We start from the raw sequence: 25290 nt of genomic DNA, 5'->3' as shown, positions 1-25290 counted from the left end.
TGCTAGATTCACTTTTCCATAAACTCTCCAAACGGCTTAAAAAGAGTTTGAATCCATTCAGTGGGTCCTGACATCTGTGGGAGATTGAACATGGACAAAGCCAAGCCAGTGAGGAGCAGTGTAAGAAATGCCACTTTATCTTTTTTAGGATTTTGTTTCATTTTCGGCCATTCATACAAAATGATTAGCGTTACAATCGCAGCTGTAAACAAAAATGCCCCCCATCTCACTTGTCCTTCACCTCTTTCTCAGACAAACCCGCCGGTTTGTTTATATAGCCCTGTCTTCGAATATGGGCCGCAACATCGATTTCCACTTCCATTTCCGCGAATATCTCATCCCAGTGGTTTTCGATTTTATTAAACTGTTTAGGATATTTCCTATAGAAATCTTTACCTAACCCTAAAATGTCCGCTTTCTTATGCTGAATATGCAGAAAAGCCATCTCGATGCGTTTCTCTATATCTTTTTGATATACTCGTTCTGCAGCTTTTAGAGACTTAGGATTTGAAAGGTTTAAATTCGTTCCATTTTGTATGACAGCTCCATCTGTATTTATCTTTACCAATAATTTCCATTTACCACTGATAATTTGCGGAATGATCTTGACTTTGGCTGACACTGGACTTAAAGATATCTCCCCTTTCTCCTCTTTGGGTTTTATGGTCACGGTATATGATTCCACTTCATCCCTTAACCACAATAGCCCTCTAGTTTCCTTTTCAGTCATCGTTCCAGTCATTTTATCTTTTTTGAACACGGCCGTTCCGAAAATGTAAGGAATCCCCTGTAATTTCGTTTGCCCTTTACCTGGAGGAGATATTTTAATGAATGGAAGTGCTGCCGCTTGAGGCCTACCCGTTAACATTTCATCCAAATCCTGCAGTGTGACCAGCATGCCAATATGTAAATCGGATAGTTCTCTAAGCACTTCCCCTGAATAGTTTTCCAGGGGTGGCAAAGATTCAAGGATAGGCTTTGCTTCCCCTTTGCTGACATACACATTTGCTTTCTCTCTTGGCTGCGGATGGCGCAGCAAAAAATCCAGCTGCTCTTTAATTCCTTCCTTCGCTAACTTTTCACCGAATACAAAAACTTTACAATGTCCCCAAAATACTTTTCGCGGAAGCTTGCTTTGCAGCTTAGACAATGCATCTGAAATATTGGAGCCTTTTTCAAATCTCACCATTGTCGTAGCCCCACTCCCCCCCTGACTGCTCCCTCCTTGACCGCCTCCACTGCTTATTGAACTTGGAATAAAGACTTGGACGGATAGTTCGATTTGATCATTACCCTTCTTATCGATGGCGGCGGCTGTGACAATCGCCAAGTCAGTGATTTCTATTCGATCCCAACAACCGCTTAGAAAAGTCGTTGTTCCACAAATAAAGAGCAAAAGAAGGACATGTTTCATGAAATGACGCCTCTTTCCTTTCTCTAATATGCTTTTTCGCCTCCAGCCATTATTCACTCCGCTTCACTCCCCCTTTTTGGATTTGGACTCTGTTCCGGGGCTTGACGGTATACATTAGAATCCCCTGTTAGATGCGGGCGTGTATCCATCTTCCACCAAGGAGCTCTCCACAGCACATCTTTCAGCTCTTGACCTTTTAACGGCGCCAGTGGCGCTAAGTATGGAACGCCAAAGGACCGCAAACTGCATAAGTGAATGACTATGGCGATGATTCCCATCATGATGCCAAGCAGTCCTAAAGTACCGGCAAGCAGCATCATTGGGAAACGCAGCATCCGGAAAGCAATTCCGGCAATATAGCGAGGCATCATAAAAGAAGCGATTCCCGTAATTGCAACCACAATGACCATTGGGGCTGAAACCAATCCCGCTTGTACGGAAGCTTGACCAATAACTAGCGCTCCAACAATGCTGACAGCGGAACCTACCTGCTTCGGCAATCGAACCCCTGCCTCTCTTAGTGCTTCAAACGTAATTTCCATAGCCAATGCCTCTACTATTGCAGGAAAAGGGACCGATTCCCGGGATGCCGCTACGCTTAACAGGAGTGCGGTTGGGACCGCCTCATGATGGAATGTCAAAATAGCAACATAAAGTGATGGAAGCAAAAGGGATAATCCCATAAAAAAATATCGTAACCAACGGATAAAAGTGCCTGCCATAAAACGTTGAGCATAATCCTCTTGTGATTGAATCAAAGAAAAGAAGGTTATTGGTGCAATTAATGTAAAAGGGGTTCCTTCAACAAGAATGACAGCTCGTCCCTCCAGCAAGCTGGCACAGGCTACATCCGGACGTTCTGTTGACATGATTTGAGGGAAAGGTGAATACGGATTGTCCTCGATCATTTCCTCGATGTACTCGCTTTCTAAAATTCCGTCTATTTTAATTCGTTCCAACCGAGTTGTAATCTCTTCAATCAGTGTTTTATCCGCAAGTCCATCAATATAAGCAATCGAAACATTCGTCCTGGTATAAGTTCCGATCTTCATCGATTGTATTTTAAGGGCAGGACTTTTAATAATACGTCGCAATTGGGATGTATTTACCTCTAGGGATTCAATAAACCCCTCTCGTGATCCCCTAACTCCTCCCTCTGCCACAGGTTCTTCAATGGCCCGCTTTTCCCATTTGGACAATCCTAAAGAAAATCCATCGCTATCCCCTTCATATAGAAGGATCGGGTTTCCAGAGGAAATCGATTCAATGCAATCCGCCAACATATTTACTTTCACCACTTTAGGAACGGGCATTTTATGTTCAATAAATTCATTTAATTGTTGTGGTTCTTTTGATGACTCCTGCATGAGTGGAGATAGCACATATTGCTCTATTGCCTCGATGTCCGAGAGTCCCGCAATGTAAATAAGCATCGCCCGCGTCTTTCCGAAAAGTAAGAACGAACGGAACATGACATCCGAGCAATTATCATAAACAGAACGAAGTGTTTCTACATTTAGACTGAAATTCGCATCAAGTGCATCTGCAGGCTTGGAATCTAGGTAATTATTTTGCATCAGGGATTTTTTTACTTTCTTATTTCTTAATAATTTGCCTATATTACGAATCAAGCTGGTTACCCCCATTTTTTTGCAGGTCGCTCTAACTCCATTTTTCTATGTTTCTTCATTTAGGGTATTTTATACAGAAAATCCTGTGCCCGGCATGAACTTAATTTTCTTTAGCAGAATTGAAAAGCTATGTTATTAGTTGATTTTGAATAAACCGTAAACTCTTGTGATATCCTGTTTGTAATTAATAACTAAGGGGTATATCAAAAATCGAGGCTACATATTAAAATACTGTCTCTGGCTAAATATTGTTTTTTGAACAAGCTACACAAGACCATAAAATAGGGGTTATTAAAGATGGATATTCGCTTTAAAATACCTCTTTTTTTCTTTTTAAATAAGTTTCATGGGCAAGCAGACTAAAACGATAAGGGAGATTCTATGTCATTCTTAATCACATTGCTCGGATTATTGGTGTCCACAATAATCGCTACAATATTAAATGCCATATGGCCCCGTATTCCACTACCGATATATCAGATATCCATGGGTGCAGTGCTTTCATTATTGCCATTTCAATTATCGTTGGATTTTCATTCAGAATTATTCATGATCTGTGTTATTGCTCCGTTACTCTTTACAGAAGGAAAAAATACGTCCCGAAAAGAAATGCTTGAATTGCGTAAGCCTATTCTGTTATTGGCCTTTGGGTTAGTATTTGTGACTGTTTTTGCAGGAGGTTTTTTCATCCACTGGTTAATACCTGAAATGCCGATGGCTGTTGCCTTTGCTTTAGCAGCTACAATTACCCCTACGGATGCTGTAGCGGTACAATCGATTACAAAAGGATTGAAATTGCCCGGTAATATGATGCCCATCCTTGAAGGTGAATCACTTTTCAATGATGCTGCTGGAATCGTGGCTTTTAAAGTTGCCCTGGCAGCTGCCTTAACTGGAGCATTTTCTATAAAAGATGCTTCGCTTAATTTTATATTTGTAGCTATAGGCGGTATTTTCATAGGTATCCTATTGGGCTACTTAATCGTTAAATTACGATTATTTTTACGGGTTCATGGACTTGAAGAAATCTCCATGTCTATTGTTATTGAGCTAATTACGCCTTTTGTCATATATATGGTAGCTGAAGAATTCCATGTTTCCGGAATCTTGGCAGTGGTTGCCGCAGGTGTTATTCATGGCATCGAGCGGGATCGCCTTCAGAATTCCACAACTAAATTGCAAATTGTATCATCTAATACATGGTCTGTATTAGGTTATGTTTTGAATGGACTTGTATTTGCTTTATTAGGATTTATGTTGCCGAGTGTTTATCAGGAAATTGAGTCGAACATAAGTAGGGGTAATCTTTTTGGGATTAGTGTTTTGATTGTTCTTTTATTATTGGTGATCCGTTTTATTTGGGTATACATTCTGCATGATACTTTTACGAAAAACAGAGTGAATCCATTAGAGCAATTCATTATGTCCAGGGTCCACCCAGAAGATAGCGAGGACACTGATGAGGAGAATGTTTCAAGACCACGATTTGCATTTTTGACATCCGTTAGCGGCATTCATGGAACCATTACATTAGCTACAGCTTTATCCATACCATATTTTATGCCAGATGACACTTTATTCCCGATGCGTAATACAGTCTTGTTCATCGCAGCTTGCGTTATATTGTTAAGCGTCACATTGGCTACGGTTCTCTTGCCATTACTGGTAAAGACACCGATTGAATTCAAAGATGAACGCCTAACCTCTGAGGAGGCTTATGAAATTGTTTTAAATAAAACGATCGATCAGCTAAGCAAAGAAGCAACCATGGATAATCAGAAAGCTATCAATCAAGTGATAGAAGATTTGAATGAACAACTGATTGATTTGGAACGGGGAATCACGAACAGACCCGATAATCGGACAATACGCGATTTAGTGGAGCAAGGGACCAAAAAGGAATTGGAAGTCGTTTCTGGATTAGTCGAAAAAGGAACTATATCTGAAACAGCCTTAGAACTTTATAAAGTGTATCTTTCAAGAACCATAAATTATATGCAAAAATCTTCGCTGAAAAGGGCTTGGATCAATTTGCAGGCGATTCTTTTCAAGAAAAAGATCAATGTCAAATGGGATAAGAAATGGGAAGCGAAATTAGAGGACTCCTTCGTTAAAAATGCGGACCTGATCCGGGAGTTTCGTAAAGCCCAAAAAGAAGCTTCAAAGGAAGCCATTTCATTGCTCAAACAACAAACTACACCTGAAAACCGTCATGAAGTGATGCTTGTCATTCAAAGATATAATCGTTATTTGAATCCATTCGGAACATTAAGTGAAAAAGAAGCACATCGCTTTGAAGAGATGGTGAGTCATTTTCAGTTGATTGCAATGCAACTCGAACGTGATATCATTCAACAAATGGTTGAAGATGATCAAATATCCATGCAAACAGCAACTGAGCTTAGACAAAACTTAATCTATGATGAAATGATAATGATACAAAGTTAAGAAATGTTAGAGACACCGTTACGACAGGGAGCGGTGTCTCTTTATTTAAATCCACAACCGCTCTCAATTCCTTCTTTTATCAAGTCCATCATTCAATATTTTCACTTGGAAGCGAAAGTAGAGATAGAATACGGTCCAGATGAACATATAGAAAGGTATGAAAATCCCAATTCCTATAGCCAATCCTTTTAAGCTGAATGGAATCCAACCAACAAAGAAAGATAATAGGAAGTAAAGAATGCTGACAGTAAGGAAGTGCAGAATGGTTTGAGATAACAAACTCCATTTTTCATTTTCAAAGAAGATTGTTGCCGTGCTGAAGAACCAGCCACATAATATGCAGCCTATCGCGTTTTTTACAAATATTCCACTGTCTAATGCAGTGACCTCCCCAAAAGCGATCACTCCAAAACACGTCAGCACCATCACGAGTGCCCCAAAGCAAATCCCAACAAAGCTACGGAATAATAGTGTTTTCATCATAATCCCTTCCTTTTCCATTGAAATGCTTTCTTGATTCCTTGAACATAGTGCCGAGAAACATATTCTTTTTCCCCTGATCGGAAATACACACATAAGGTCCCGTTGAAAGATGCCTCGAATCTGCTTAACTCATCTAAATTGGCAATCACTGACTTGGACAATCGCACGAATTGATTACCAGGAAGGTCCCTTTCCAGTTCATATAACCTTTCTTTCATTTCGAAAGTCCCCTGTTTCGTCCGCACCATTATGGAATCTTGCTCTGTAAATAAACAGATAATTTCCTCTGCCCGAAATACGTGCTGCATTTCTTCTTTCCTGCCAACAAAATACGGTCTTTTCTTTTCCTTCAAACGCTCCATCAGTTCCTGGACTTCCTCATTCCATTCGTGATTTCTGATAAGCACCTCTATCGCCTTGATCTCCTTATCTATCTCTACGTTTATTTTCAACTCTGCGACCTCCCTTTGCTTATAATGTAAGTATATTGATATTTTTGACAATTCGCTTGTGATTTCCGGTTACATGTAACTTTACAGTGATAACATGCTTGAAATGGATACTCAGATACACTAAATAACCGTCCAAATAATTGGACGGCCCTTTAATACAAAAAATCTTGTTCTGCTTTTGAATCCGTTTTTATCAGTCAGCTTACTATTGACCTGTTCCAAGGGTCCGGATCACTCTTTGCTTGTAAAAGTGCTTGGCATCACCACAGCGATTACCTCTCCACGAGCACAAAGTTTATCGATGGCAAATACCTCTGTTTCGATTCTCCATTTCTTTGGATGAACCTCATGAATGGTCCCAACGGCTGTTAATGGCACTTCATTTGGGGTTGGCTTTACGAATTCCACTTTCAGTGATGCAGTCACAAACCTGGGAGGCTCCACTCCATCTCCAACTTCATGCCCATTTTTACGATGCATTGCCAATGCAGCGGAGCCTGTTCCATGACAATCAATTAAAGAAGCAATCAAGCCTCCATAAACAAATCCAGGAATTGCGATATGCTCTGGACGTGGTGTATAAATTGTCCTTGTTTGCTCGCCTTGCCAACTGGTTCGAAAGTGATGACCCTCTTCGTTTAAACGACCGCATCCATAACACCATGCAAATGCATCTGGATAATCATCTTGAATCGCTTTTATCACAATCTCCTCCATCATCTCTCCTCCTTTTTCAGAATATTATAACATCAATAAAGAGAATTCCCAGATAGTTTATTGAGCTTTCAGCTTTATATATACTGCAGAAATCGATAACATCATAAAAAGTTTGCAAGAATCCTTGCTCCTTTTCTCGATAAATGACAAAAGCCCCTGTTAGCAAGCAGCTTTCATGGGCTTTCATTTGAAAATATATATAGTTAAGAAGTGTATCTATTATTTTGTTGCAGGTTTACCTTCTTAAAAGTTAAGCCTTTTTCTTAAATCCCAATACTTGAATGTCATTTTACCCATTTTCGACTTCGAAAGTGAATTATATTTACGTTCAAGTGCCAGGTTTTGTTTTTCTAGCTTAGTAATTTGTTTCAGTTGAACCGTGTTCAGTTTTTTTAATTGCTTTACTTCTTTAGCTAATTCTTTATTTTTCCCTTTCATATCATATTTTTCTTTATCAGCAGTAGCCTGTCCCTTCATTGAAATTTCCACATCTTTTGGCTTTAATTTAGGATTTCCATAGGTTTCAAATCCTATAGTTTTTAAATATGGCATGTTATTTTGAAAATTTTGTTCAAAGTTTCCATAATTTTTATGGATGTGGAGAAATGAATAACATCCGGCTTTTTCTGCTGAAATGATTTGCCCATATCCAGACAGTTTAAACAGTTTTTCGACTCGTTTTATTTCTTCAGGTATGTTTTTGACGATATAGGTGAAAACTTCGTCAGCACTTAACTCTGCAGGCAATCTTTTCACTTTATTTGATGGTGCATGCTTAGTCAGTTCATCAAAGTCATCTACATCAATATAAAACATATTTGTGCTTTGCTCTACAAAATCTGTAATACGCTTGCTCCATAATAGTACTTGCAGTTTTTTTATTGCTTCCGAAAATAAAAACTGCCTGCTGACCTGATACATTCGTTTTGCCGCAAACTCATATATATCCTTATTGCATAGTGCTAATTTGACAGCGTCACGAAAATCCTTCTCTGTAACAGCATATAACGGGTAATCTTCGCCAAAAAGCTTTATATGCATTTTGGTTGGATTCATTATTACAGCCTTCCTTAAAATCCCATACTCCAATAGCTTTGTAGACAGTTCAAGACTGCTGTCCATTTCCTCGCTTCTCCAGGTTATCCCAATATCACTGTTCACGATTAATTGTTGGGCATTCTCCCTTGTCAATGCACCGTACCATGTAAGACCATCTGTATTTTTAAGAAGGTATGCCGCTTCTTCCTTAAACTGAGAATCATCCTTAACCCATTTGAATTTATCCCCCGCAACATCAAGTGAAAGATTCGGAATTTCGTGCTTTAATTCTTTAAAAGCAGTAATGATCGGAATGGTCTTCCAATCAGGGTCGAACTTCCCTGTATATACAAGTTTGTTTTTTAACCGGGTCTGCCCTTCTGCTGATTCAATGTTTGGTATCATCGGGGTAAGCAGGGAAACTTTGTTTTTTTCTTTATTCAAATTAAGAATCTCAATGACAAATTCGCACATCTCTTCTGTTTGACATAAGAAATACGCACACTGATCATATATATTTTTGATGCTCTCAAATTTTTTTTCATCAACATCCTGGCCTATGTGAGTCAATCCTGTAGCATATACTAAAGTATTCTTTATGATATGCTTATGCTTTGCTATTTTTTCAACAGTCTCAATGCTTCTAACAAATAGCCAATCATATCCCTTTTGACTCCAATAGTGAGTAATGAGCATTTCAGCTATATCAAAATCAATGACACCTTTTTTTACCCATTCATCATCGGTGGCACTGAAAAAAGGATCAACAAAAGGATTGAGAATGGTTATATTATCAAATTTCTCAAGAGGCTGAATTAAGATATCACGTTTGATCGGGCTAGCTAGAAGTAAGTCAACTTCGATGTTGGAATCTAGCGCAATGGTCGATGCTAAGGAAGATAAAAATACTGCAGATCCATCCATTGAATTCATGTCAATAAAGCCAAATAGAAGTACCTTCATTTTTCTGTTTTCAACTAGTTCATGTGAATTCAAAGTTTTCACTCCAATGACTGAAATCTGATATGAATCTTTATTTTTTTATTTGTTCTTTAATAGATGATTTAAGCGCAAGATATTTTAACGTGAATTTTCCTGCATATGTAACGTTGAATTTGTGTTCTAATAGCTTAAGTCTTCGTATTTCTTTGTTAAGCTTAATATTTTCTTTTTGGGCGACCTTACTTTTTTCTAATTCTTCTCGCAGCATATTATTTTCTTTTGTAATGTTCTCAATGATTTTTTGTTTTTCAGTGCCATTGCCCTCTATGAGCTCCAATGTCATGGACATCATGTCTTTCATTTGTAATTCGAGTTCCTCGTACATAGTTTTCCAATATTCGTTTCGTTCTTCCATATTGAAAAAACTCCCTTCGATTAACCTTGGATAATCTCCAATTCTCTTTTAATAACAACATCTACTGCGCATTTTTCTCGAATCGACTGAGAAGCTTGTTTTGACACTCTTAAAAATACGTCCGGATTGTAATATAAGCGCTCTATTGCATCGGCAATTTCGATAGGAGACTCAGGTTTTGTTAGAAGGCCAGAAACGTCATGTTTAACGAATTCCGGGATTGCCGTAATATCTGTTGAAATCGGCACTAGCCCGCTCGACATTGCCTCACACATTGAAACCCCTTGAGAATCCAAACGGGTCGGGCAAAGGAAAATTCCATACTCCTTATGTAATGCAGCGATTTGATCCTGAGATAGGAAACCTTTATGAATCGTTACATTTTCAAAATCCCTGATTGGCTCAACGGTTTGATCGAATAATTTTCCATCACCATAAAATGCAAATTCCAACTTATCGAAGTATGGTCGCTTCGATAGTTCAAGAACTGCTTTCACCGATAAATCATTGGCGTATTTTCGCGAAGCGTATGGCCTGATTGAAAGGACTTTTGTCCGCATTTCAACTGGCTTTTCAATAAAGGTAAAGAGATTGTCATCTATTACATTAGGAATGATTACTGAGTTTTCCGATTCTGCTCTTGCATCACATTCCGCTATATGTTCTTTGAACCATTTGGAAATATGAACAAAGGTTGTATTCAACTCATTCGTTTGATAAAACCAATTCATGAAAGAAAGCTGAGCTACATAGTAGTCGTCCGACATTTCAAGTATCTTCCGCAAGCTTTCAGGGCTCTCAAGAAAATTAAACCACCTTCTATGCCATGCCTCCGTTTCAAATCCATGTATCCAGGTAATAATCGGTAAATCTGTGTTCGTTTCTTTTATCGCTTGTACCATTTTTGGATTAACAAAATGAATGAGCGCTTTTTTATGTACTTTATGATTTAAGAAAATACGCAGATGCTGTTCAGTTCCACGATAAACAGGCACATCTTCATACGTATACTTTTCTGCTTTTTTATAGGCAGGATGCAAAACAAAAACATCAACTTTCAAACCCTCATCCAGATAAGCCTTGACTCTTCGGTGGATAAACCCATTCCGATATAACTGATCTTCATGTGGATAAGCATTCGTAATGATTACATATCTATCTTTTTCACTAAATGTAAGCTCATATAGATTTATAGATTCCTCCATTTTTGTTCACTCCTACTATTCAGTCATCTTCAATCGGCCTGCTACTTATCTGTAAATGAAGGATTTTTAAGAGACTCTTTTCCAATCACCTTTAAAACCGTCAACCGATTATAACAAACATGTATTACTGAATATTGACATCAATATGAGAATTCTGTAAATAAAAGTAAAGTTTTCATGAACTTTTATAGGCTATTGTGAAGCTTCATTAATCTCATGACTGGGAGCATCAGTAATAGCATGAAGGTGGATGGTAAATAAACAGCAACTTAGAGAAGGAGGGCGTTCCATTTAGCGGAAACGCCCTCCTGCATTAATCAGTTATAAAGTGTCCACTATTCCCCCCCATAACTTGTCTACACCATTACAATAAAAATTCATATTATACAAAAAAAGGAATTGTCTAAAAAAAGAGGTGCGATCTTACATGATACCCATAGATGATTGTAAATTATTAATTTCATGCTGCAATCATAAAGGCGGTCTATATTTAGTCCAATTTAAACAACAACATGAAATAAAAAAGATTTTAAATGTTGGATGCACAGGCATTACAAAATACGGCAGCTCTTTTGTCGTAATTTCCAATTCTCATGGAATCTTCATTTTGGATGAAGGCTTAAAGGTTATAAAGAATAAGGCTTTATCTACAGAATTAGATTTACATGGTGTAGCAGTAGATAAAGATAAAGCTTATATTATTGAAACCAAAACTAACTCAATTGGTGTTTATGATTTGGAAAACGATTTGGAAAGAATTGATGAAATTAGATTTTCACCTAAAAATGACGATGTTTGCCACGTCAACGATTTGTATATAGCAAATGATAAGTTATATGTATCGATGTTTTCATATCCTCCAAGGAAAAGTTTCCTCTCTTTAGCAAGTTATTTCCCTAATAAAACAATCCACAAGGGTGTGATCCTTGAATATTCTTTACAGGAAAGAAAAGTGGTTAAGATTTGTCATGATAAATTACTTCAACCTCACAGCGTACTTCATTATGATAATAAGATGTATTATTGTGTTTCAGGTGAATTCCTAGTAAAAAGAAATGAGGAAGATATTTTTAAATGCCTTGGTTATACTCGCGGTTTAGCAGTTAGAAATCAAACGATGTTCATTGGTCAAAGTGAGAGTAGGCACATACCGGTTTTACTAAAAAAACATACGAACATATTACTGGATTGCGGGATTTATGTTCATGACATCTCTACGAAACTTTCATCTTTCATCCATATACCTTCTGAAGAAATTTATGGAATATTGGTTATTTAAAACAGTGAAATCGTATTTTTCAGTTGTTGAAATTTTTCTATCCTTAATGTAAGTTATTCGTTTAGTTACCAGATCATAAGGATATCTTTCTTTATTCACTTGAACAGTCAGTGAACTTTTTTCTACCTTCAAGAATTATTCAAGCATGTTTTTGTAAGAATAGAATAGAATCGAAAAAAGACCAATTTGCTGAAGAGAGTGATATAGATGGAACCAATTACCTTTAAAGCATTTGCAATCACTAATGAAATCGATTTGAATAAAATCGCCATTCATTGCGGCATACCGAAAAAATTCACCTGGGAAGAGCCTTTAATCCTTAAAGGCGATTTTCTAAGTTCCATCCTAAATAAAAATGTGGACGAATCGCAGCAGGTGCTGGTTTTTTCCTTTGGCAGCATTGTCTTCATCAATTACTCACACGCAAATGAGATTAAGGAATTTTCATCCTTTATCCATTCTTTCGAGCCGGTTATTGATCTCGACAATTTAGATAGATATACAGACGATTACAGCCTTCACTTCAGTGAAACCGGAAACATCAATTTGACAGACGAATATGTAGTTGTACCTAAATATGAATTTTTCTACCCTGAATTAATTTCCACCATTCTCGCAAAATCGGTGGCACTTGAAAAAACTGAGGAACAGCTCGGAAAAATCCACGACAAGCTCGAAGCCATGATAGACCGACTGGAAAAAGGCAAGCTGAGAATCGGTAATAAGGAACTAGCGAGGACGACTGCCAAAATCGTACGTCACGAGTATAATACCCTAGCGTACATCATGATTCTGGACAAACCTGATATTACATGGACAAGCAGCATTGCCGGCGAATTTTATGACAGAATGCTTGATTTTTTTGAATTGAATGATCGGTATAAAATCCTGAAAAGTAAAACCGAAATTTTATATAACATTATGGATGGGTTTTCTAACATCAGCCATTCGATCAGGGGACTATTCGTTGAATGGATCATTGTAATCCTCATTGTCTTTGAGATCGTTCTGACGTTATTAGAAATTGCAGGATGGATTCCATGAATTCTGAATCATATCGTATGGAATACCTTCCAATAAAATAAGCATCGTTTAAGTGCTTCAGACTGTAGACAAATTCGAAAAACGGGTTTGCCTACAGTTTTTTCTTTGAAAAACGTTCCCATTGATTTCAGTAATCCGCTCCCTTTCCGTGGACTGTCCATTTCCTAAGTTTTCTGATGATCGTCTCATGGGTGCCTGTTTTTCTTTTATCTTACTCTCCCGAAGTATTTCATTTGTTTAATCCAGGGCAAAGTGGAAAATAAATTCCTCCCCTTCTTCCCCATTGAATCTGTATCCTTTATCAATGAATCCAGCTTTTTTATATAAATTAATCGCTGGAACATTCGAATGATGCACTGTTAGAATAATCTCATCTTTATCTGGATGACTTAGTTTGATCATATCGGGCAACACTTTTAAAGTCTCAAAAGCTAGCCCCTTTTTTTGATGGCGCAAATCCAAGGAGAATGATTTTAGAAGAATCGCATTCTCATTACTTGTATATTGATTTCCCGCTTTATCCGTATATAAGGCAAAACAACCAATCAAATCCTTATCTAAATAAATGACCATGGGGAGGTTATATTTATCCTTCCTGAAGTCTTCAATAACTTTCAAAGGTAAGGAAGTATAGATTGCTTGTTCTATAGGTAAACAATAATTGCTCAGCGCCTCATAGTCATTTTCCATAAAAGGTCTGATAGTTAATCCAGTCATCATACTTGCACCCCATTTTTACCTTTCTATAAATCCATATTAACAGATACTAAAGTTTTACAATTCACTGCAAAATACTTTTCAGGATAATTCAATCACAAAAAAGGAATGGTTTGTTTACCATTCCTTCAGACTGTAGACGAACTTGAGGGAAAGCGGCGAGAATCCGCTCCCTTTCCGCCGACAGTCTGCCAAACCTCATCAAAGCAAGCGGCTATGGGTATTGGCAGACCAGTTATTCGGCAGGTGTATCGCAAATTTCTTCAACCTATTAAGAGTTTCATAACCATGAAGATGTTAAATTATTCAGACGCTGATAATTCACTTTCCGTTACCCATTTATGATTCTTCACTTTTTCTCCTCCCGCAGTCGGTGTGAAGTCGACCATATAAACAGTCGTTTTTTCAGCAGATTCAACTTCAGCGACAGCCCCGTTCATTCCTTCCATATGAGAAGCATTTACTGTGACCTCCGCTCCGGGTTCATATGCTTTCTCACCTGCATCTTTGATTTCTTCGTGAATGATCCATTTATGATTTTCAACTCTTTCTCCGCCAGTTGCAGGCGTATACGAAATTGCATAAGCAGTCGTATCAAAGGCACCCACTATTGTTGCTTCCGCCCCCTTCATGCTTTCCATATGACCTGATTCGATAATCGCTTGACTTCCAACTTCATAGGTTGGATTTTCTGCAGCTTTTAATCCTTCTGGAACTTCACCCGTGCTAGAATGGTTCATGTCCATTTCACTATGTTCCTTTTCTTTTTTTTCTTCTTTGTTTTTATCATCGCTGTTGGAACATGCGCCAAGGACTAAAAACAGGGCTGCTAATAATGATAAGATGATAGGCAATTTTGTTCTTTTTTTCATATTAATAAAACCTCCCTTATGATTACATCCATCTTACCAATTAAATATGCAGAAAATATGGAGTTCACTCGTGGCAAAAGAAAGAAGCCTCATACTTTTTTAGGAATAGTCCTGCCTCAATTTAAGCGTTCATTAGCCACCACAATCGCTACTTTTATTGCTATTCGATTTTTCTTGAAGAAACTTTTTGAATTGCTCTTTTGTAACATCCGATTTCATTGCCAATATTACTAGTTCCAGCCATTCGTCAGGAAGGTTTTCATCAAAATCCTTCATATCGTCAACTCTTTCTTTTTATCTTTAGTTGGTTTAACTGTATGGGGTAAGGTTCAATATTGAGGCTATTTTTCCACGTGAAACTATATTCGGAATATCATTATAAATTATCTCAAGCGTCCATAGCTGGATTTTAGTGTAAATTTAATAAGTCTTTACATTTACATATAAGGCCTCAATGTTTGTTTGTTATCTAATCAAGGAATTCCCCATTCTTCTATATACCTTTAATAAAGTGAACAGCATGCTATCGGGAGTGTTTTAACAGAAGTAAAAAGAGATGGTTTATTGATAGAGGTTATATGAGGGGTATTCAATCCAAACGGGTATTGCTTGGAAACCAAGCAAGAAGGACTTTGGTAAAAGTCCTTCTTATGTTTAGTCTCCCAAAGCTGATTGTTCGATTTTTTGCATGATATGTGAAAGGTTCATGGAGGCATGTCTTTTATAATCCCTGCCTATGGATTTGAATAATCCTTTTGCTATTCCTCTTAACATGATTTTGGTATGACCATCCGAAATAATGGACTTATTAGGGAAACTTGATTCAGCTTGTGCACCGCCAATCTTATTAGCTGTTTCCTTAATAAAATCAATGATTTTAATTTCCTGTATTTTACCTTCGATATCGGTTTTATAGATAATTTGATTTCTCCAAAGCTTTAGCTCAATCCTCTGTTTAGTATAATCGAAGATGTCTTCCGTAATTTGAACATTGCTCATTTGAATGGAGTCCTTAATAGGATACAATCTTGGGTTAGGATTGATTTTCTTTATTAAGGATTGATCAATCGTGACCTTTTCCCGCTTTATGCGCGTATTCTTCGTTTCACATAAAATCAGCCTTAACTGTCCGGCAATTATATTATTGAACTCTTCTAATCCAAAGAGCTCAACGAGCATTACGCTATATTCCAAAATGGTGATAGCTTCATCGAATTTTCGTTTAGCAGCAGCATTCGATCTAGTGAAAACCAATCGATTCTTCCTCTCCATATCCTTCTCACCCCACTGAATTCATATCTATTTAGTGAATAGTAAAAACATCCAGTTGATTTCATCCGGAGCCTTTTTTGGCCGTTCTCGATTTTTTTCGTCCTTAACAGCACTTTATCCGGCCATTCTCGAACTTATTCGACCTTCATCGCACTTTATTCGACCGTTCTCGAACTTATTCGACCTTCAACGCACTTTATTCGACCGTTCTCGGACTTATTCGACCTTCAACGCACTTTATTCGACCGTTCTCAATTGTTTCGTCCTTCACCTCAGTATACCTGCGCGGTCTCGACAATCATTTTATTCATAAAAAGACTGTCGAGAATGGACAGTCTTTCGGTATGGACGCCTTTAATATTCAGTCCTTTTCCACTATCTATCGAAGTGCTGTTTCATTAACTCTTTAAATCGTGTTCCATCTATTTCTTCTTTCGTCACTTCCCCATCTTCCCACCGGGTAAAGGATGTATCAGTTAAAGTGATGTTCCCGTTGTTTGTCAAACGGGTGATTAATGGATGCTTATTGAATGGCGATTGGGGATGTTCCCTGATGATCGTTTGGACCTCATTAAGTTCCGCTACATTTCCTACGGGTTTTGAAGAATCGAAAGCATACCCTATTCTCCAATCGCGATCTTTATGTTTCAGTTTTAATTCAAGGACATGATCTCCATGGTCGGTACTTTCTTTTTTTATTCGGAATTCACCATTTTGGGAAACGACCGTTTCTCCGTTCAGCGGAACTGGTTTTAAAGGCAGATTCCCGCCAAAACCCGTATCGATCAGATAGGTTTGGCCCACATGGTTCAATAGAATGGTAACATGGGTCCTTCCTATGGTCATCCACCCTTCATTATAGATGACACCTCGAACCAAGAATACATCAAAGTCATTTTCCTTCAGGAAAAAATAAAGAGCTGCATTCAATTCATAGCATAATCCACCCTCATTCCTCACGAGGACTTTGTTCATGATATTGGCTTTATTGATATCACTTAGATGGGAGGCCATGATTGATAAGTTTTCAAACGGAATGGTTTTCGCAGTTTTATCCAGAATTTCATCTAATTTTCCAAATGTCAGTTTCACATCTTCCTGGAGCCCTATTCTTTTCCTGAATAATGCATTCAGTTCATTCATTACGATTCCCCCATTTTAACAGATACCAATGAAGAGCATCTTGACTTTGTATATATTCATTATACTTTGCCCATATTTCATTCTTCAACGATATGCCATTAACAAAACCCACATTCCACCTATTCCTTATCAAGCACCATGAAAAATAGGCCGCCAAATAATGTCGTAATTTTGGGTAACTGTCTCCAAACTTGCTTCAAAGCTGCTTTAGTCATTCATTTACTTGTAAAATGATTTTACCCAAATTCTTATTTGCTTCCATATGTTCATGCGCCCTTTGTACCTCTTCAAAAGGGAAGACATGATCGACGATTGCCTTGATTTCATGTTGGAGGAATAACGGCATGGCTTTTGTAATGAATTCTTCCGTTAACTCTTTTTTATATTCATCACTCCGAGGAGTTAAAAGAGTGCCTTTTAATTGAACTCTTTTTAAGAGAAGTTCCATCAAGTTCACCTTCTCGACTACTGTTCCTCCTAGAATCCCTATCAGTACCCAGCGTCCATCAGTTTTTATGCTTTTAAGGTTTTTCTCCCAGTAAGAAGCACCGATGAAATCCAGGATAACATCCACTCCTTGATTATTTGTAACTTTCATTACTTCCTCATCAAAAGATTGTTCTTTATAATTGATACAGATATCCGCCCCTAATGAGTGACAGAAATCCAATTTTTCCTTTGAGCCGGCTGTAGTGATGATCTTCGCTTTTGTCAGTTTTTTTGCCAGTTGGATAGCTGCTGTGCCTACACCGCTTCCGCCAGCATGAATCAATACCGTATCTTGATCCGTCAATTCACCTAACCAAAACAAGGTTTGGTACGCCGTCAAGAATACTTCAGGAATCGCAGCCGCTTCTTCAAATGACAAGTTATCCGGGATCTTCATTGCTCTATCAGCCGGCATCAAGGCATATTGAGCATAACCGCCGCCGTTTACAAGGCCCATCACCCTTGTCCCTAATAGTAAATTTGTACCTTCCCCTGTTTCCACAACTTCCCCAGAAACTTCAATCCCCAATATTGGATTGGCCATATAACCGGATTTCCCTTCTCGTGAAACAATATCCGTTCTATTTATAGCAGAGGCTTTCACCTTAATTAATATTTCCCCTTTTCCGGGCATGGGCTTGGAAAAATCCTTAAATAGTAATTGTTCTGCTCCACCCGGTTCTTTAACTACCACTGCTTTCATTTGTCCCACTCCTTACTATTAAATTAGTGACCACACTTTTAAAATGTTTTGTCTTGAAGATGGAAACTATGCTACTCCAAAAAATATCCACAAGCAAATAATTAGGTTTTGTAAACATGTTGATAGAATAAAAAAAGCCGATGTCCCATTAGGGGCCATCGAGCTTTTTTTGAAAAGTTTCCTATTATTATCTTTTATTAAGCGTTTGACTTCTATCCAGGTCATGATGCAATTGCGCTGCCGGAAACTTAGGGTTAGGAATCTGCCCTTTTGCAACTGGTTCAGCTACATAAACAAAATCTCCTGTACCATCTGGGGCGCTTCCTGTTGCCCATAGTCCGTCTGCTGATTCATTACCTTCTGACAAGTTCCAGAATTCGTACGCTTCCGGTTGAGATTCCATTTCCGCTTCCGGTGGGAATGACGCGGGAACGACAACGCCATTTTTTTCTTCAAGTTCTGCAATGGCCGCCATCCATTGATATTGGTGGTAACGATCACGGGCTAACATTTTACGGAAGGTGGCACGTACCCCCTCATCTTTGGTCATATGATATAAACGGGCCACTTGAAGGCGTCCTTGGCTTTCAGCATGAAGATTCGATCGCATGTCCGCTAATAGATTTCCGCTGGCTACAATATAAGATCCGTTCCAAGGCACCCCATTCGAGTTGGTTGGCAGTCCCCCAAGACCGCTTACGAGCAAATGCTGGGGATTGATTCCACCCATGATGGCTGCTGTAGCAGGATCTTTTGCGGCTTCTGCTTGATCTTCCGGAGAAGCGCCATCAAGCAATTGACTAATGAGCGAACAAAGCATCTCTACATGTCCAATTTCCTCTGTACCAATATCCATCAGCATATCTTTGTATTTTTCTTCTCCACGGCAGTTAAAACCCTGAAAAAGATATTGCATCATGACAGTCATTTCCCCAAACTGTCCACCTAACACTTCCTGAATTTGACGGGCAAGCATCGGATCTGGTCGATCTACCTTAACTTCAAATTGCAATTCTTTTTGATGGCGAAACATATTAACTCCTCCTTTTTTTATATGATGTACGGTTTTTTATTACCCGCCTGTCCATGCTTGAAACCTGAATTTAGTTATAACGAACAGTAATTAGAAAAAATTTACATGCCATTAACAATGATTACTGAACTAAAAAGCCAAGGACTATCTTTGGGCTATGAATCGCTCAATAAATAAGATTTATAAAAGGTCCATTTACTGTCTATAACTTTACAATACAGGGTAAAGTAGAAAGAACCATATATAGGAAATTTAAAAAGGAGGATGGAAAATGGATTTCAAGCCCCGAAATCAAAAAGATCAATCTATTTCACAATTACGTTATACTTATACCGCTCGTAATCTATGGTCCGGTTTTCTATTCGGGATTGGATTGGTGGCATTCATCGATGAGTCCATCTTTCATCAACTATTGCATTGGCACCATTTCTATGACAAGTCCACATCCAATATTGGGCTGGTCTCGGATGGTTTATTTCATGCCCTTAGCTGGTTCGCAACGGTCGGGTCGTTATTCATGTTCGCTGACCTTCGCCGTCGAAAGGGATTATGGCTGAAAAGGTGGATAGGGGGAGTTTTGCTCGGGGCAGGTTCTTTCCAGTTATATGACGGAATCATCCAGCACAAGCTCATGCGTCTCCATCAAATCCGTTACAATGTCGATATTCTCCCATACGACTTGATTTGGAACATTGCAGCCACAATCATGATCTTGATCGGCATTATCCTTGTCATTCAAACAAGGCGCAGCGTACTTAAAATGAAAGAAGATACCAGCAATGCACAGTAATGGACATATTCATGATAATGGGGCTGGTTTTGAACCGATTTTATTGATTCTTCTGGCGCTTGTGATAGTGATTTATATCGCAGCTGCCGTAATTTCAAACCGCCGCTATAAAAAATGGCCCTTATACCGTACGCTCTTTTGGATTCTTGGCACCATCTGTGCAGCCTCTGCAATTATAGGTCCCATAGCCAATCGCGCGAATATGGATTTCACGGCGCATATGGTTGGTCACTTACTGCTTGGAATGATTGCACCCATCCTACTCGTGTTTGCCGCACCTATTACTCTTGCACTGCGAACACTTGATGTACAATCAGCAAGACGCCTTTCAAAGGTGTTGAAAAGTTGGCCGCTGCGCATTATAAGCAATCCAATCACTGCCTCTGTGCTTAATATCGGGGGGCTTTGGATTCTTTATACGACTGAGTTATATGGGTTGATGCATCAGAATGCCCTTCTACATGCATTAGTGCATTTTCACGTGTTCATGGCGGGCTATCTATTCACTGCGTCTATGATTTATATGGACCCGACGCCCCACAGGTTCAGCTTCATGTTTCGTGCTGTCGTATTTACAATTTCACTGGCCGGCCATGATATCCTTTCTAAGTATATTTTTGCCCATCCTCCAAGCGGAGTCACAAAGGAACAAGCGGAAAATGGAGGAATGTTAATGTACTATGCCGGCGATGCCATTGACGTTGCACTTATTTTCATCCTTTGCTATCAATGGTTCAAAGCCACCCGGCCTAAGGAATCACTTGCCTTGTAGGAAGGAAGGCTACTTATTACTTAGTTAAACTCCTATGTTTCTGTTTAATCGTCCAACATTTAGCTCATACTAATTTTTGATGAAAAAAATTTAGGATGGAGCTGAATGGAAAATGGAATTTGAAGCTAACAATTCTACTGAAAATGCTCTTCGTGATTATAAAGCTGGAATCGGTGCCTTTACGCATAAAATGCCTGTTCTCGCAGAGAAATTCAATTCGTTTACGGAAGAGTGCTTTAAAGAAGGTCAATTATCCCAGAAAGAAAAACAGCTTATCGCATTAGGAATAAGCTTATATTCACAAGATGAATACTGTATTATCTACCATACAAAAGGATGTCTTGATCAAGGCTGTTCCGAACAGGAAATTCTTGAAGCCATTGGTGTGACCGCAGCATTTGGCGGAGGAGCCGCCATGAGTCAGGCTGTAACACTCGTCCAGGAATGCATCCAAGATATAAATCAGATGAAACAGTAAGAAAGAAGGGATAGGACAAATAGTCCTATCCCTTCTTTCTGTTGTTGACAAATGCTTTTAATGACTCATGTTGTTGTTATTGTTATTTCCTTGTGCTGGTGCATATGAATTCAACATTTGCTGCATATCCTGCTGTGCAAGCTGCGGAACTTGATAGTAATGATGTTTGTTTTGATATATCGAAATCTCATATGCCATTTCAATGCAGTTCGGAACGGAATCTGCAAATACGCGGCGAACCACTGGATTCGTTATTTCAAGCGCTGCCATCGCTTTCATGGATGCAGCAGACTTAACAGCTCCAAGCATCAAACCTGAAATGCATTCATCCGTAATTTCCGATACGGATTGCAAAGGTTTCTTTGGCTGAGTTGGTGTCAATCCATATATAAAATCGTTACCTTGATTCATTTTGTAGCTCTCAGTCCGTTTAGAAGGATCCTGGCCCGATTGGAAGCACTCCAGTGAAATATTATATTCATCTTGGATGAACTGATATTGACGATCCAGAATATCAAGTAATTCCTGATCCTGGATATGCTGACGCAAAAGAGTATACGTGTTTAAAGTACCAATCGTTCCCGACAACACTTCATGTACATCGAATACTTCGTGACCACCGTGATTCATTTGTGGGGGAATGGCACCCGTTTGCATGTTCTGGTGTACTTGACCTTGTTGATATTGGTTTTGCATTGTATTTCCCTCCTCCTTTTCAATGATGCGAACAAGTTTAGTATGTTAAACCCCAACTGGATTATTCAATCTAAACTCTTCCAAGAAGACCAATAAGCTGCTACATCATGTTTTCTGTATAAAAAAAACGTGGCGTTTTAAACTATAGACACTTTATATGTATGGGAGGATTTCCAATGACACATCAATGCTTCTATTGTAGTGATGTTACGGAAGAAAAAAAAATCCATGTGGTAACGTTTCAAGTTTCTGACATGGATAGAAATGAAATGCTCTGTGATGAATGTTATCAAGAATGGCTACAAGGAATAAAAGGTTAAGCGTTAAAGCCCTCTAACATTTCACAAACATCAACAATGCATACGTGGATGAACTCAGGGTAACTTAAATCCGTTAAATAGTGAATTTCAAGGAGGAGGGTATGGGAATTTTAAGCGGTAATCCGAAAGAAGAGCCTATCCATTACGGAGAGGTATTTGGAACATGGGCATTTCTAACAACTACAAAAGGACTGATTTGCCTGTCATCAAACTATGCTTAATCATACTGGCGACAAGGACCTGCATAAATTACTTGTTGAAGTGATCAATCAAGGGAAACAGGAACATGACCAACTTGAATCATTATTAAAAGAAAATAACGTAGGACTGCCTCCGTCACCACCTAAAAGGCCTAAAGCTAATTTGGAGGATATTCCAGTCGGGGCACGTTTTCAAGATCCTGAAATCTCTGCTTCAGTATCAATCGATATTAATGCAGGATTAGTTGCTTGCAGCCAAATCATGGGTCAATGCATCAGAGAAGATATTGCACAGATGTTCGCACAATTCCATACGAATAAAGCTGCATTGGGTGCTGAATTCCTAAGATTGAATAAGGAAAAAGGCTGGCTGTCCCTCCTCCACTTCATATTAATAAAACAAGCATGTAAATATAATGAAATATCCCCTAATCATGTTGACATCGTGATTGGATGCCCAACATGATTAAGGGGTTAATTCCGATAATGAAAGGACGATTAAGGAATCATTACCATTGCAGACTTTCGATTAAGTGGCACTTTGTGCATTGTTGACTATAATCAGTTTTTACAAATTCATGATTACACTTCTCGCGAAAAATGTTCAGCTCCCTTTTCAGCTGTTCCAATTGAGTTTCCAACTGTTTCATTTCAACTTTTATTTGGATTACCCGATTCATCGAATTCTCCCTCTCATCGGAATCATAAATAGATTTCCCCGTCCGTTTTCCTAAATTCATTCGCTTTTTCTTTAAGACCTTCATCGATTACCGACTCAAAGCCCAGACCCTTTTCCTTCGCCAAATCACGGATGTCTTGAGAAATCCTCATACTGCAGAATTTGGGTCCGCACATTGAACAGAAATGGGCTGTCTTGGCACCTTCAGCCGGTAGTGTTTCATCGTGATATTCAACTGCCCTTTCAGGATCGAGGGAAAGATTGAATTGATCTCTCCAACGAAATTCGAATCTAGCCTTCGAAAGGGCATCATCCCGTTTTCGTGCCTGGGGGTGGCCTTTAGCAAGATCAGCTGCGTGGGCTGCAATTTTATAAGTAATGACCCCTACACGAACATCCTCTTTATTCGGAAGCCCCAAATGCTCTTTCGGTGTCACATAACAAAGCATGGCCGTTCCAAACCATCCAATCATGGCAGCACCAATCGCAGAAGTGATATGATCGTATCCAGGAGCTATATCCGTTGTCAATGGTCCCAGGGTATAGAATGGTGCTTCTTGACAGACTTCCAGCTGCTTATCCATATTTTCTTTAATCAAATGCATCGGTACGTGACCGGGTCCCTCCACCATGACTTGAACATCGTGCTTCCAAGCAATCTTCGTCAGTTCCCCAAGTGTTTCCAATTCAGCGAATTGAGCCTCATCGTTTGCATCTGCAATGGAGCCAGGACGGAGGCCGTCACCTAATGAGAAAGAGACATCATACGCCTTCATGATTTCACAAATCTCTTCAAAGTGAGTATAGAGAAAACTTTCTTGGTGGTGGGCCAAGCACCATTGTGCCATGATGGAGCCCCCCCGGGAAACGATTCCCGTAACTCGCTTTGCTGTCATGGGAATGTATCGCAAAAGCACTCCGGCGTGTATCGTGAAGTAATCCACACCTTGCTCAGCCTGCTCGATTAATGTATCCCGGAAAACTTCCCAATTTAAATCTTCCGCGACTCCATTCACTTTTTCCAATGCTTGATATATCGGAACCGTCCCAACTGGCACAGGAGAATTCCTGATAATCCATTCCCGGGTCGTGTGAATATTCTTACCGGTGGAAAGATCCATTATGTTGTCTGCACCCCAACGTGTAGCCCAAGTCATTTTCTCCACTTCTGCTTCAATCGATGAACTAACAGCGGAATTTCCAATATTCGCATTTATTTTCACATGAAAATTACGTCCAATGATCATGGGCTCACTTTCAGGATGGTTAATATTTGCCGGAATGATCGCCCTCCCGCTAGCTACCTCATCTCTTACAAAATCAGGGGCTACATTTTCCCTGATCGAGATGAATTCCATCTCAGGAGTTATGATACCTTTTCGGGCATAATGGAGCTGGGTTACGTTTTGCCCTTTTGCTGCACGCAATGGTTTTCTTTTCAATCCCGGAAAAATTTCTGCTTTCGTTTGTGACTCTTTTTTATACCCGTTATCTTCGGGCTTTATTTCACGCCCTTCATACTCTTCAACATCTTCCCTTTCCAGAACCCAGCTGCGTCTAATCGGGGCAAGACCTTTATGAATATCAATGGGATATTCTGAATCCGTATAAAAGCCGCTTGTGTCATATACTCGTAAAGGCGGATTCTCCTCTTCGCCGAATGAACCTGTAGTCGGACTTAGCTTAATTTCACGCATGGGCACCCTAATATCGGGTCTAGATCCCTCAACATACACTTTTTTACTCCCGGCAAAACTGGACATAATTGAAACGTTCATGTCATTTACTGAATTACTCATCATGATTTCATTTCTCCTTTTTAAGTTCATTTAAAAAGGACAAAATCCAATCCATTTCGCACGAAAAAGCCAGATCTCATATTTAAGACCTGGCTAACGTTAGTATGGCTACAGAAATGACCAATTGAAATGTCATTGTTTAGTAGATTCTAACTTCCCCACGCTGGTATGAACCAGATCAGGTCCTGAGGGTTAAGAAGCTTAAGCGCTTCTCTCTCAGCCCAACTTTTATTGGACACCCCTAGTCTGAATAATTTAA

At 39.0% G+C, this 25290-nt stretch carries 25 protein-coding genes, 1 pseudogene and 1 riboswitch; of the genes and pseudogenes, 8 read left to right on the top strand and 18 right to left on the bottom strand.

Annotated features, from left to right (window positions below; translation table 11 throughout):
* Positions 1 to 8 precede the first annotated feature (8 nt).
* Genes ACWF5P_RS20425 through ACWF5P_RS20415 form a run of 3 tightly spaced genes read right to left on the bottom strand, consistent with a single transcriptional unit; the run spans position 9 to position 2991 of the window.
* Positions 9 to 212, bottom strand: coding sequence for a hypothetical protein (locus ACWF5P_RS20425; protein WP_434167856.1), 204 nt, complete (start codon positions 210 to 212; stop codon positions 9 to 11).
* Positions 213 to 226: 14 nt separating this feature from the next.
* Entirely contained in the window at positions 227 to 1414 is a 1188-nt protein-coding gene (locus tag ACWF5P_RS20420; protein ID WP_434167857.1) for a Ger(x)C family spore germination protein, read from the bottom strand.
* Between the two features lie 53 nt (positions 1415 to 1467).
* Positions 1468 to 2991, bottom strand: coding sequence for a spore germination protein (locus ACWF5P_RS20415; RefSeq protein ID WP_452445219.1), 1524 nt, complete (start codon positions 2989 to 2991; stop codon positions 1468 to 1470).
* Positions 2992 to 3426: 435 nt separating this feature from the next.
* Here ACWF5P_RS20415 and ACWF5P_RS20410 point away from each other — a divergent pair, with 435 nt between their 5' ends.
* Complete coding sequence (locus ACWF5P_RS20410; protein ID WP_434167859.1) at positions 3427 to 5493, top strand: Na+/H+ antiporter; 2067 nt, start codon at positions 3427 to 3429, stop codon at positions 5491 to 5493.
* A 63-nt stretch (positions 5494 to 5556) separates the two neighbouring features.
* On the opposite strand, the gene ACWF5P_RS20405 is transcribed toward ACWF5P_RS20410, so the two are convergent.
* The 6 genes from ACWF5P_RS20405 to ACWF5P_RS20380 all read right to left on the bottom strand — a co-directional run bounded on the left by ACWF5P_RS20405 (position 5557) and on the right by ACWF5P_RS20380 (position 10745).
* Positions 5557 to 5973 carry a DUF3021 domain-containing protein gene (locus ACWF5P_RS20405; protein WP_260359192.1) on the bottom strand — a complete coding sequence of 139 codons (417 nt, stop codon included), beginning with the start codon at positions 5971 to 5973 and terminating at the stop codon, positions 5557 to 5559.
* Positions 5973 to 6428 carry a LytTR family DNA-binding domain-containing protein gene (locus tag ACWF5P_RS20400; RefSeq protein ID WP_101223402.1) on the bottom strand — a complete coding sequence of 152 codons (456 nt, stop codon included), beginning with the start codon at positions 6426 to 6428 and terminating at the stop codon, positions 5973 to 5975. The genes ACWF5P_RS20405 and ACWF5P_RS20400 overlap by 1 nt, the downstream gene beginning before the upstream one ends.
* Positions 6429 to 6659: 231 nt before the next feature.
* Positions 6660 to 7145 carry a PaaI family thioesterase gene (locus ACWF5P_RS20395; protein WP_452445215.1) on the bottom strand — a complete coding sequence of 162 codons (486 nt, stop codon included), beginning with the start codon at positions 7143 to 7145 and terminating at the stop codon, positions 6660 to 6662.
* A 243-nt stretch (positions 7146 to 7388) separates the two neighbouring features.
* Positions 7389 to 9179, bottom strand: coding sequence for a hypothetical protein (locus ACWF5P_RS20390; RefSeq protein WP_434167860.1), 1791 nt, complete (start codon positions 9177 to 9179; stop codon positions 7389 to 7391).
* A gap of 37 nt (positions 9180 to 9216) precedes the next feature.
* Positions 9217 to 9540 (bottom strand): hypothetical protein, encoded by a 324-nt coding sequence (locus tag ACWF5P_RS20385; protein ID WP_434167861.1) that lies wholly within the window; start codon positions 9538 to 9540, stop codon positions 9217 to 9219.
* A 20-nt stretch (positions 9541 to 9560) separates the two neighbouring features.
* The gene (locus tag ACWF5P_RS20380; protein ID WP_434167862.1) at positions 9561 to 10745 is read right to left on the bottom strand and encodes a glycosyltransferase; all 1185 of its coding nucleotides are present in this window, start codon (positions 10743 to 10745) and stop codon (positions 9561 to 9563) included.
* Positions 10746 to 11172: 427 nt separating this feature from the next.
* On the opposite strand from ACWF5P_RS20380, the gene ACWF5P_RS20375 reads away from it, so the two are divergent.
* Both ACWF5P_RS20375 and ACWF5P_RS20370 read left to right on the top strand, forming a co-directional pair.
* Positions 11173 to 12024 carry a DUF4915 domain-containing protein gene (locus ACWF5P_RS20375; protein ID WP_434167863.1) on the top strand — a complete coding sequence of 284 codons (852 nt, stop codon included), beginning with the start codon at positions 11173 to 11175 and terminating at the stop codon, positions 12022 to 12024.
* A 207-nt stretch (positions 12025 to 12231) separates the two neighbouring features.
* Positions 12232 to 13068: an RMD1 family protein gene (locus ACWF5P_RS20370; protein ID WP_434167864.1), complete on the top strand. Its 837-nt coding sequence runs from the start codon at positions 12232 to 12234 to the stop codon at positions 13066 to 13068.
* A 237-nt stretch (positions 13069 to 13305) separates the two neighbouring features.
* Here ACWF5P_RS20370 and ACWF5P_RS20365 read toward each other — a convergent pair whose 3' ends face one another.
* From ACWF5P_RS20365 to ACWF5P_RS20335, 7 genes are all read right to left on the bottom strand, one after another.
* A complete protein-coding gene (locus ACWF5P_RS20365; RefSeq protein ID WP_452445214.1) occupies positions 13306 to 13785 on the bottom strand; it encodes a GNAT family N-acetyltransferase in 480 nt (159 codons plus the stop codon).
* Positions 13786 to 14087: 302 nt separating this feature from the next.
* Entirely contained in the window at positions 14088 to 14657 is a 570-nt protein-coding gene (locus ACWF5P_RS20360) for a YdhK family protein (RefSeq protein ID WP_434167866.1), read from the bottom strand.
* A 132-nt stretch (positions 14658 to 14789) separates the two neighbouring features.
* A complete protein-coding gene (gene sinI / locus ACWF5P_RS20355) occupies positions 14790 to 14933 on the bottom strand; it encodes a DNA-binding anti-repressor SinI (protein ID WP_157831045.1) in 144 nt (47 codons plus the stop codon).
* 378 nt (positions 14934 to 15311) lie between these two features.
* On the bottom strand, positions 15312 to 15929 hold the full coding sequence (locus tag ACWF5P_RS20350) for a hypothetical protein (RefSeq protein WP_434167867.1): 618 nt from the start codon (positions 15927 to 15929) through the stop codon (positions 15312 to 15314).
* 375 nt (positions 15930 to 16304) lie between these two features.
* Positions 16305 to 17072: an arylamine N-acetyltransferase gene (locus ACWF5P_RS20345; RefSeq protein WP_434167868.1), complete on the bottom strand. Its 768-nt coding sequence runs from the start codon at positions 17070 to 17072 to the stop codon at positions 16305 to 16307.
* Positions 17073 to 17283: 211 nt separating this feature from the next.
* Positions 17284 to 18264, bottom strand: coding sequence for a zinc-binding dehydrogenase (locus ACWF5P_RS20340; protein WP_434167869.1), 981 nt, complete (start codon positions 18262 to 18264; stop codon positions 17284 to 17286).
* Positions 18265 to 18451: 187 nt separating this feature from the next.
* Positions 18452 to 19297 (bottom strand): manganese catalase family protein, encoded by an 846-nt coding sequence (locus ACWF5P_RS20335; RefSeq protein ID WP_434167870.1) that lies wholly within the window; start codon positions 19295 to 19297, stop codon positions 18452 to 18454.
* Between the two features lie 271 nt (positions 19298 to 19568).
* Here ACWF5P_RS20335 and ACWF5P_RS20330 point away from each other — a divergent pair, with 271 nt between their 5' ends.
* From ACWF5P_RS20330 to ACWF5P_RS20320, 3 genes are all read left to right on the top strand, one after another.
* Positions 19569 to 20087, top strand: a complete 519-nt coding sequence (locus ACWF5P_RS20330; protein WP_434167871.1) for a DUF2243 domain-containing protein — start codon at positions 19569 to 19571, stop codon at positions 20085 to 20087.
* A complete protein-coding gene (locus ACWF5P_RS20325) occupies positions 20077 to 20859 on the top strand; it encodes a cytochrome c oxidase assembly protein (RefSeq protein WP_434167872.1) in 783 nt (260 codons plus the stop codon). The genes ACWF5P_RS20330 and ACWF5P_RS20325 overlap by 11 nt, the downstream gene beginning before the upstream one ends.
* Before the next feature lie 112 nt (positions 20860 to 20971).
* Positions 20972 to 21337, top strand: coding sequence for a carboxymuconolactone decarboxylase family protein (locus ACWF5P_RS20320; RefSeq protein WP_101223416.1), 366 nt, complete (start codon positions 20972 to 20974; stop codon positions 21335 to 21337).
* 57 nt (positions 21338 to 21394) lie between these two features.
* On the opposite strand, the gene ACWF5P_RS20315 is transcribed toward ACWF5P_RS20320, so the two are convergent.
* Positions 21395 to 22033, bottom strand: a complete 639-nt coding sequence (locus ACWF5P_RS20315) for a spore coat protein (protein WP_101223417.1) — start codon at positions 22031 to 22033, stop codon at positions 21395 to 21397.
* 176 nt (positions 22034 to 22209) lie between these two features.
* On the opposite strand from ACWF5P_RS20315, the gene ACWF5P_RS20310 reads away from it, so the two are divergent.
* Positions 22210 to 22353, top strand: coding sequence for a hypothetical protein (locus ACWF5P_RS20310; protein WP_434167874.1), 144 nt, complete (start codon positions 22210 to 22212; stop codon positions 22351 to 22353).
* 101 nt (positions 22354 to 22454) lie between these two features.
* Positions 22455 to 22964 (top strand): annotated as a pseudogene (locus ACWF5P_RS20305) (DUF3231 family protein).
* 291 nt (positions 22965 to 23255) lie between these two features.
* Here the strand turns inward: ACWF5P_RS20305 and thiC are convergent.
* Complete coding sequence (thiC, locus tag ACWF5P_RS20300; RefSeq protein ID WP_101223418.1) at positions 23256 to 25034, bottom strand: phosphomethylpyrimidine synthase ThiC; 1779 nt, start codon at positions 25032 to 25034, stop codon at positions 23256 to 23258.
* Between the two features lie 135 nt (positions 25035 to 25169).
* Positions 25170 to 25284: riboswitch (TPP riboswitch) on the bottom strand.
* Positions 25285 to 25290: the final 6 nt, after the last annotated feature.

It is taken from the genome of Peribacillus sp. NPDC055009 (genome assembly GCF_053608705.1).
This window is presented reverse-complemented; position numbering and strand designations above follow the sequence as displayed.

Bases quoted from the DNA above. Each gene is read 5' to 3' on its own strand.
- ACWF5P_RS20365 (WP_452445214.1), bottom strand. From the start codon at position 13,785: ATGACTGGATTAACTATCAGACCTTTTATGGAAAATGACTATGAGGCG.
- ACWF5P_RS20330 (WP_434167871.1), top strand. From the start codon at position 19,569: ATGGATTTCAAGCCCCGAAATCAAAAAGATCAATCTATTTCACAATTA.
- ACWF5P_RS20420 (WP_434167857.1), bottom strand. From the start codon at position 1,414: ATGAAACATGTCCTTCTTTTGCTCTTTATTTGTGGAACAACGACTTTT.
- thiC (WP_101223418.1), bottom strand. From the start codon at position 25,034: ATGATGAGTAATTCAGTAAATGACATGAACGTTTCAATTATGTCCAGT.
- ACWF5P_RS20410 (WP_434167859.1), top strand. From the start codon at position 3,427: ATGTCATTCTTAATCACATTGCTCGGATTATTGGTGTCCACAATAATC.
- ACWF5P_RS20385 (WP_434167861.1), bottom strand. From the start codon at position 9,540: ATGGAAGAACGAAACGAATATTGGAAAACTATGTACGAGGAACTCGAA.
- ACWF5P_RS20350 (WP_434167867.1), bottom strand. From the start codon at position 15,929: ATGGAGAGGAAGAATCGATTGGTTTTCACTAGATCGAATGCTGCTGCT.
- ACWF5P_RS20315 (WP_101223417.1), bottom strand. From the start codon at position 22,033: ATGCAAAACCAATATCAACAAGGTCAAGTACACCAGAACATGCAAACG.
- ACWF5P_RS20345 (WP_434167868.1), bottom strand. From the start codon at position 17,072: ATGAATGAACTGAATGCATTATTCAGGAAAAGAATAGGGCTCCAGGAA.
- sinI (WP_157831045.1), bottom strand. From the start codon at position 14,933: ATGAAGGATTTTGATGAAAACCTTCCTGACGAATGGCTGGAACTAGTA.
- ACWF5P_RS20375 (WP_434167863.1), top strand. From the start codon at position 11,173: ATGATACCCATAGATGATTGTAAATTATTAATTTCATGCTGCAATCAT.
- ACWF5P_RS20325 (WP_434167872.1), top strand. From the start codon at position 20,077: ATGCACAGTAATGGACATATTCATGATAATGGGGCTGGTTTTGAACCG.
- ACWF5P_RS20395 (WP_452445215.1), bottom strand. From the start codon at position 7,145: ATGGAGGAGATTGTGATAAAAGCGATTCAAGATGATTATCCAGATGCA.
- ACWF5P_RS20340 (WP_434167869.1), bottom strand. From the start codon at position 18,264: ATGAAAGCAGTGGTAGTTAAAGAACCGGGTGGAGCAGAACAATTACTA.
- ACWF5P_RS20405 (WP_260359192.1), bottom strand. From the start codon at position 5,973: ATGAAAACACTATTATTCCGTAGCTTTGTTGGGATTTGCTTTGGGGCA.
- ACWF5P_RS20380 (WP_434167862.1), bottom strand. From the start codon at position 10,745: ATGGAGGAATCTATAAATCTATATGAGCTTACATTTAGTGAAAAAGAT.
- ACWF5P_RS20370 (WP_434167864.1), top strand. From the start codon at position 12,232: ATGGAACCAATTACCTTTAAAGCATTTGCAATCACTAATGAAATCGAT.
- ACWF5P_RS20415 (WP_452445219.1), bottom strand. From the start codon at position 2,991: ATGCAAAATAATTACCTAGATTCCAAGCCTGCAGATGCACTTGATGCG.
- ACWF5P_RS20310 (WP_434167874.1), top strand. From the start codon at position 22,210: ATGACACATCAATGCTTCTATTGTAGTGATGTTACGGAAGAAAAAAAA.
- ACWF5P_RS20335 (WP_434167870.1), bottom strand. From the start codon at position 19,297: ATGTTTCGCCATCAAAAAGAATTGCAATTTGAAGTTAAGGTAGATCGA.
- ACWF5P_RS20320 (WP_101223416.1), top strand. From the start codon at position 20,972: ATGGAATTTGAAGCTAACAATTCTACTGAAAATGCTCTTCGTGATTAT.
- ACWF5P_RS20360 (WP_434167866.1), bottom strand. From the start codon at position 14,657: ATGAAAAAAAGAACAAAATTGCCTATCATCTTATCATTATTAGCAGCC.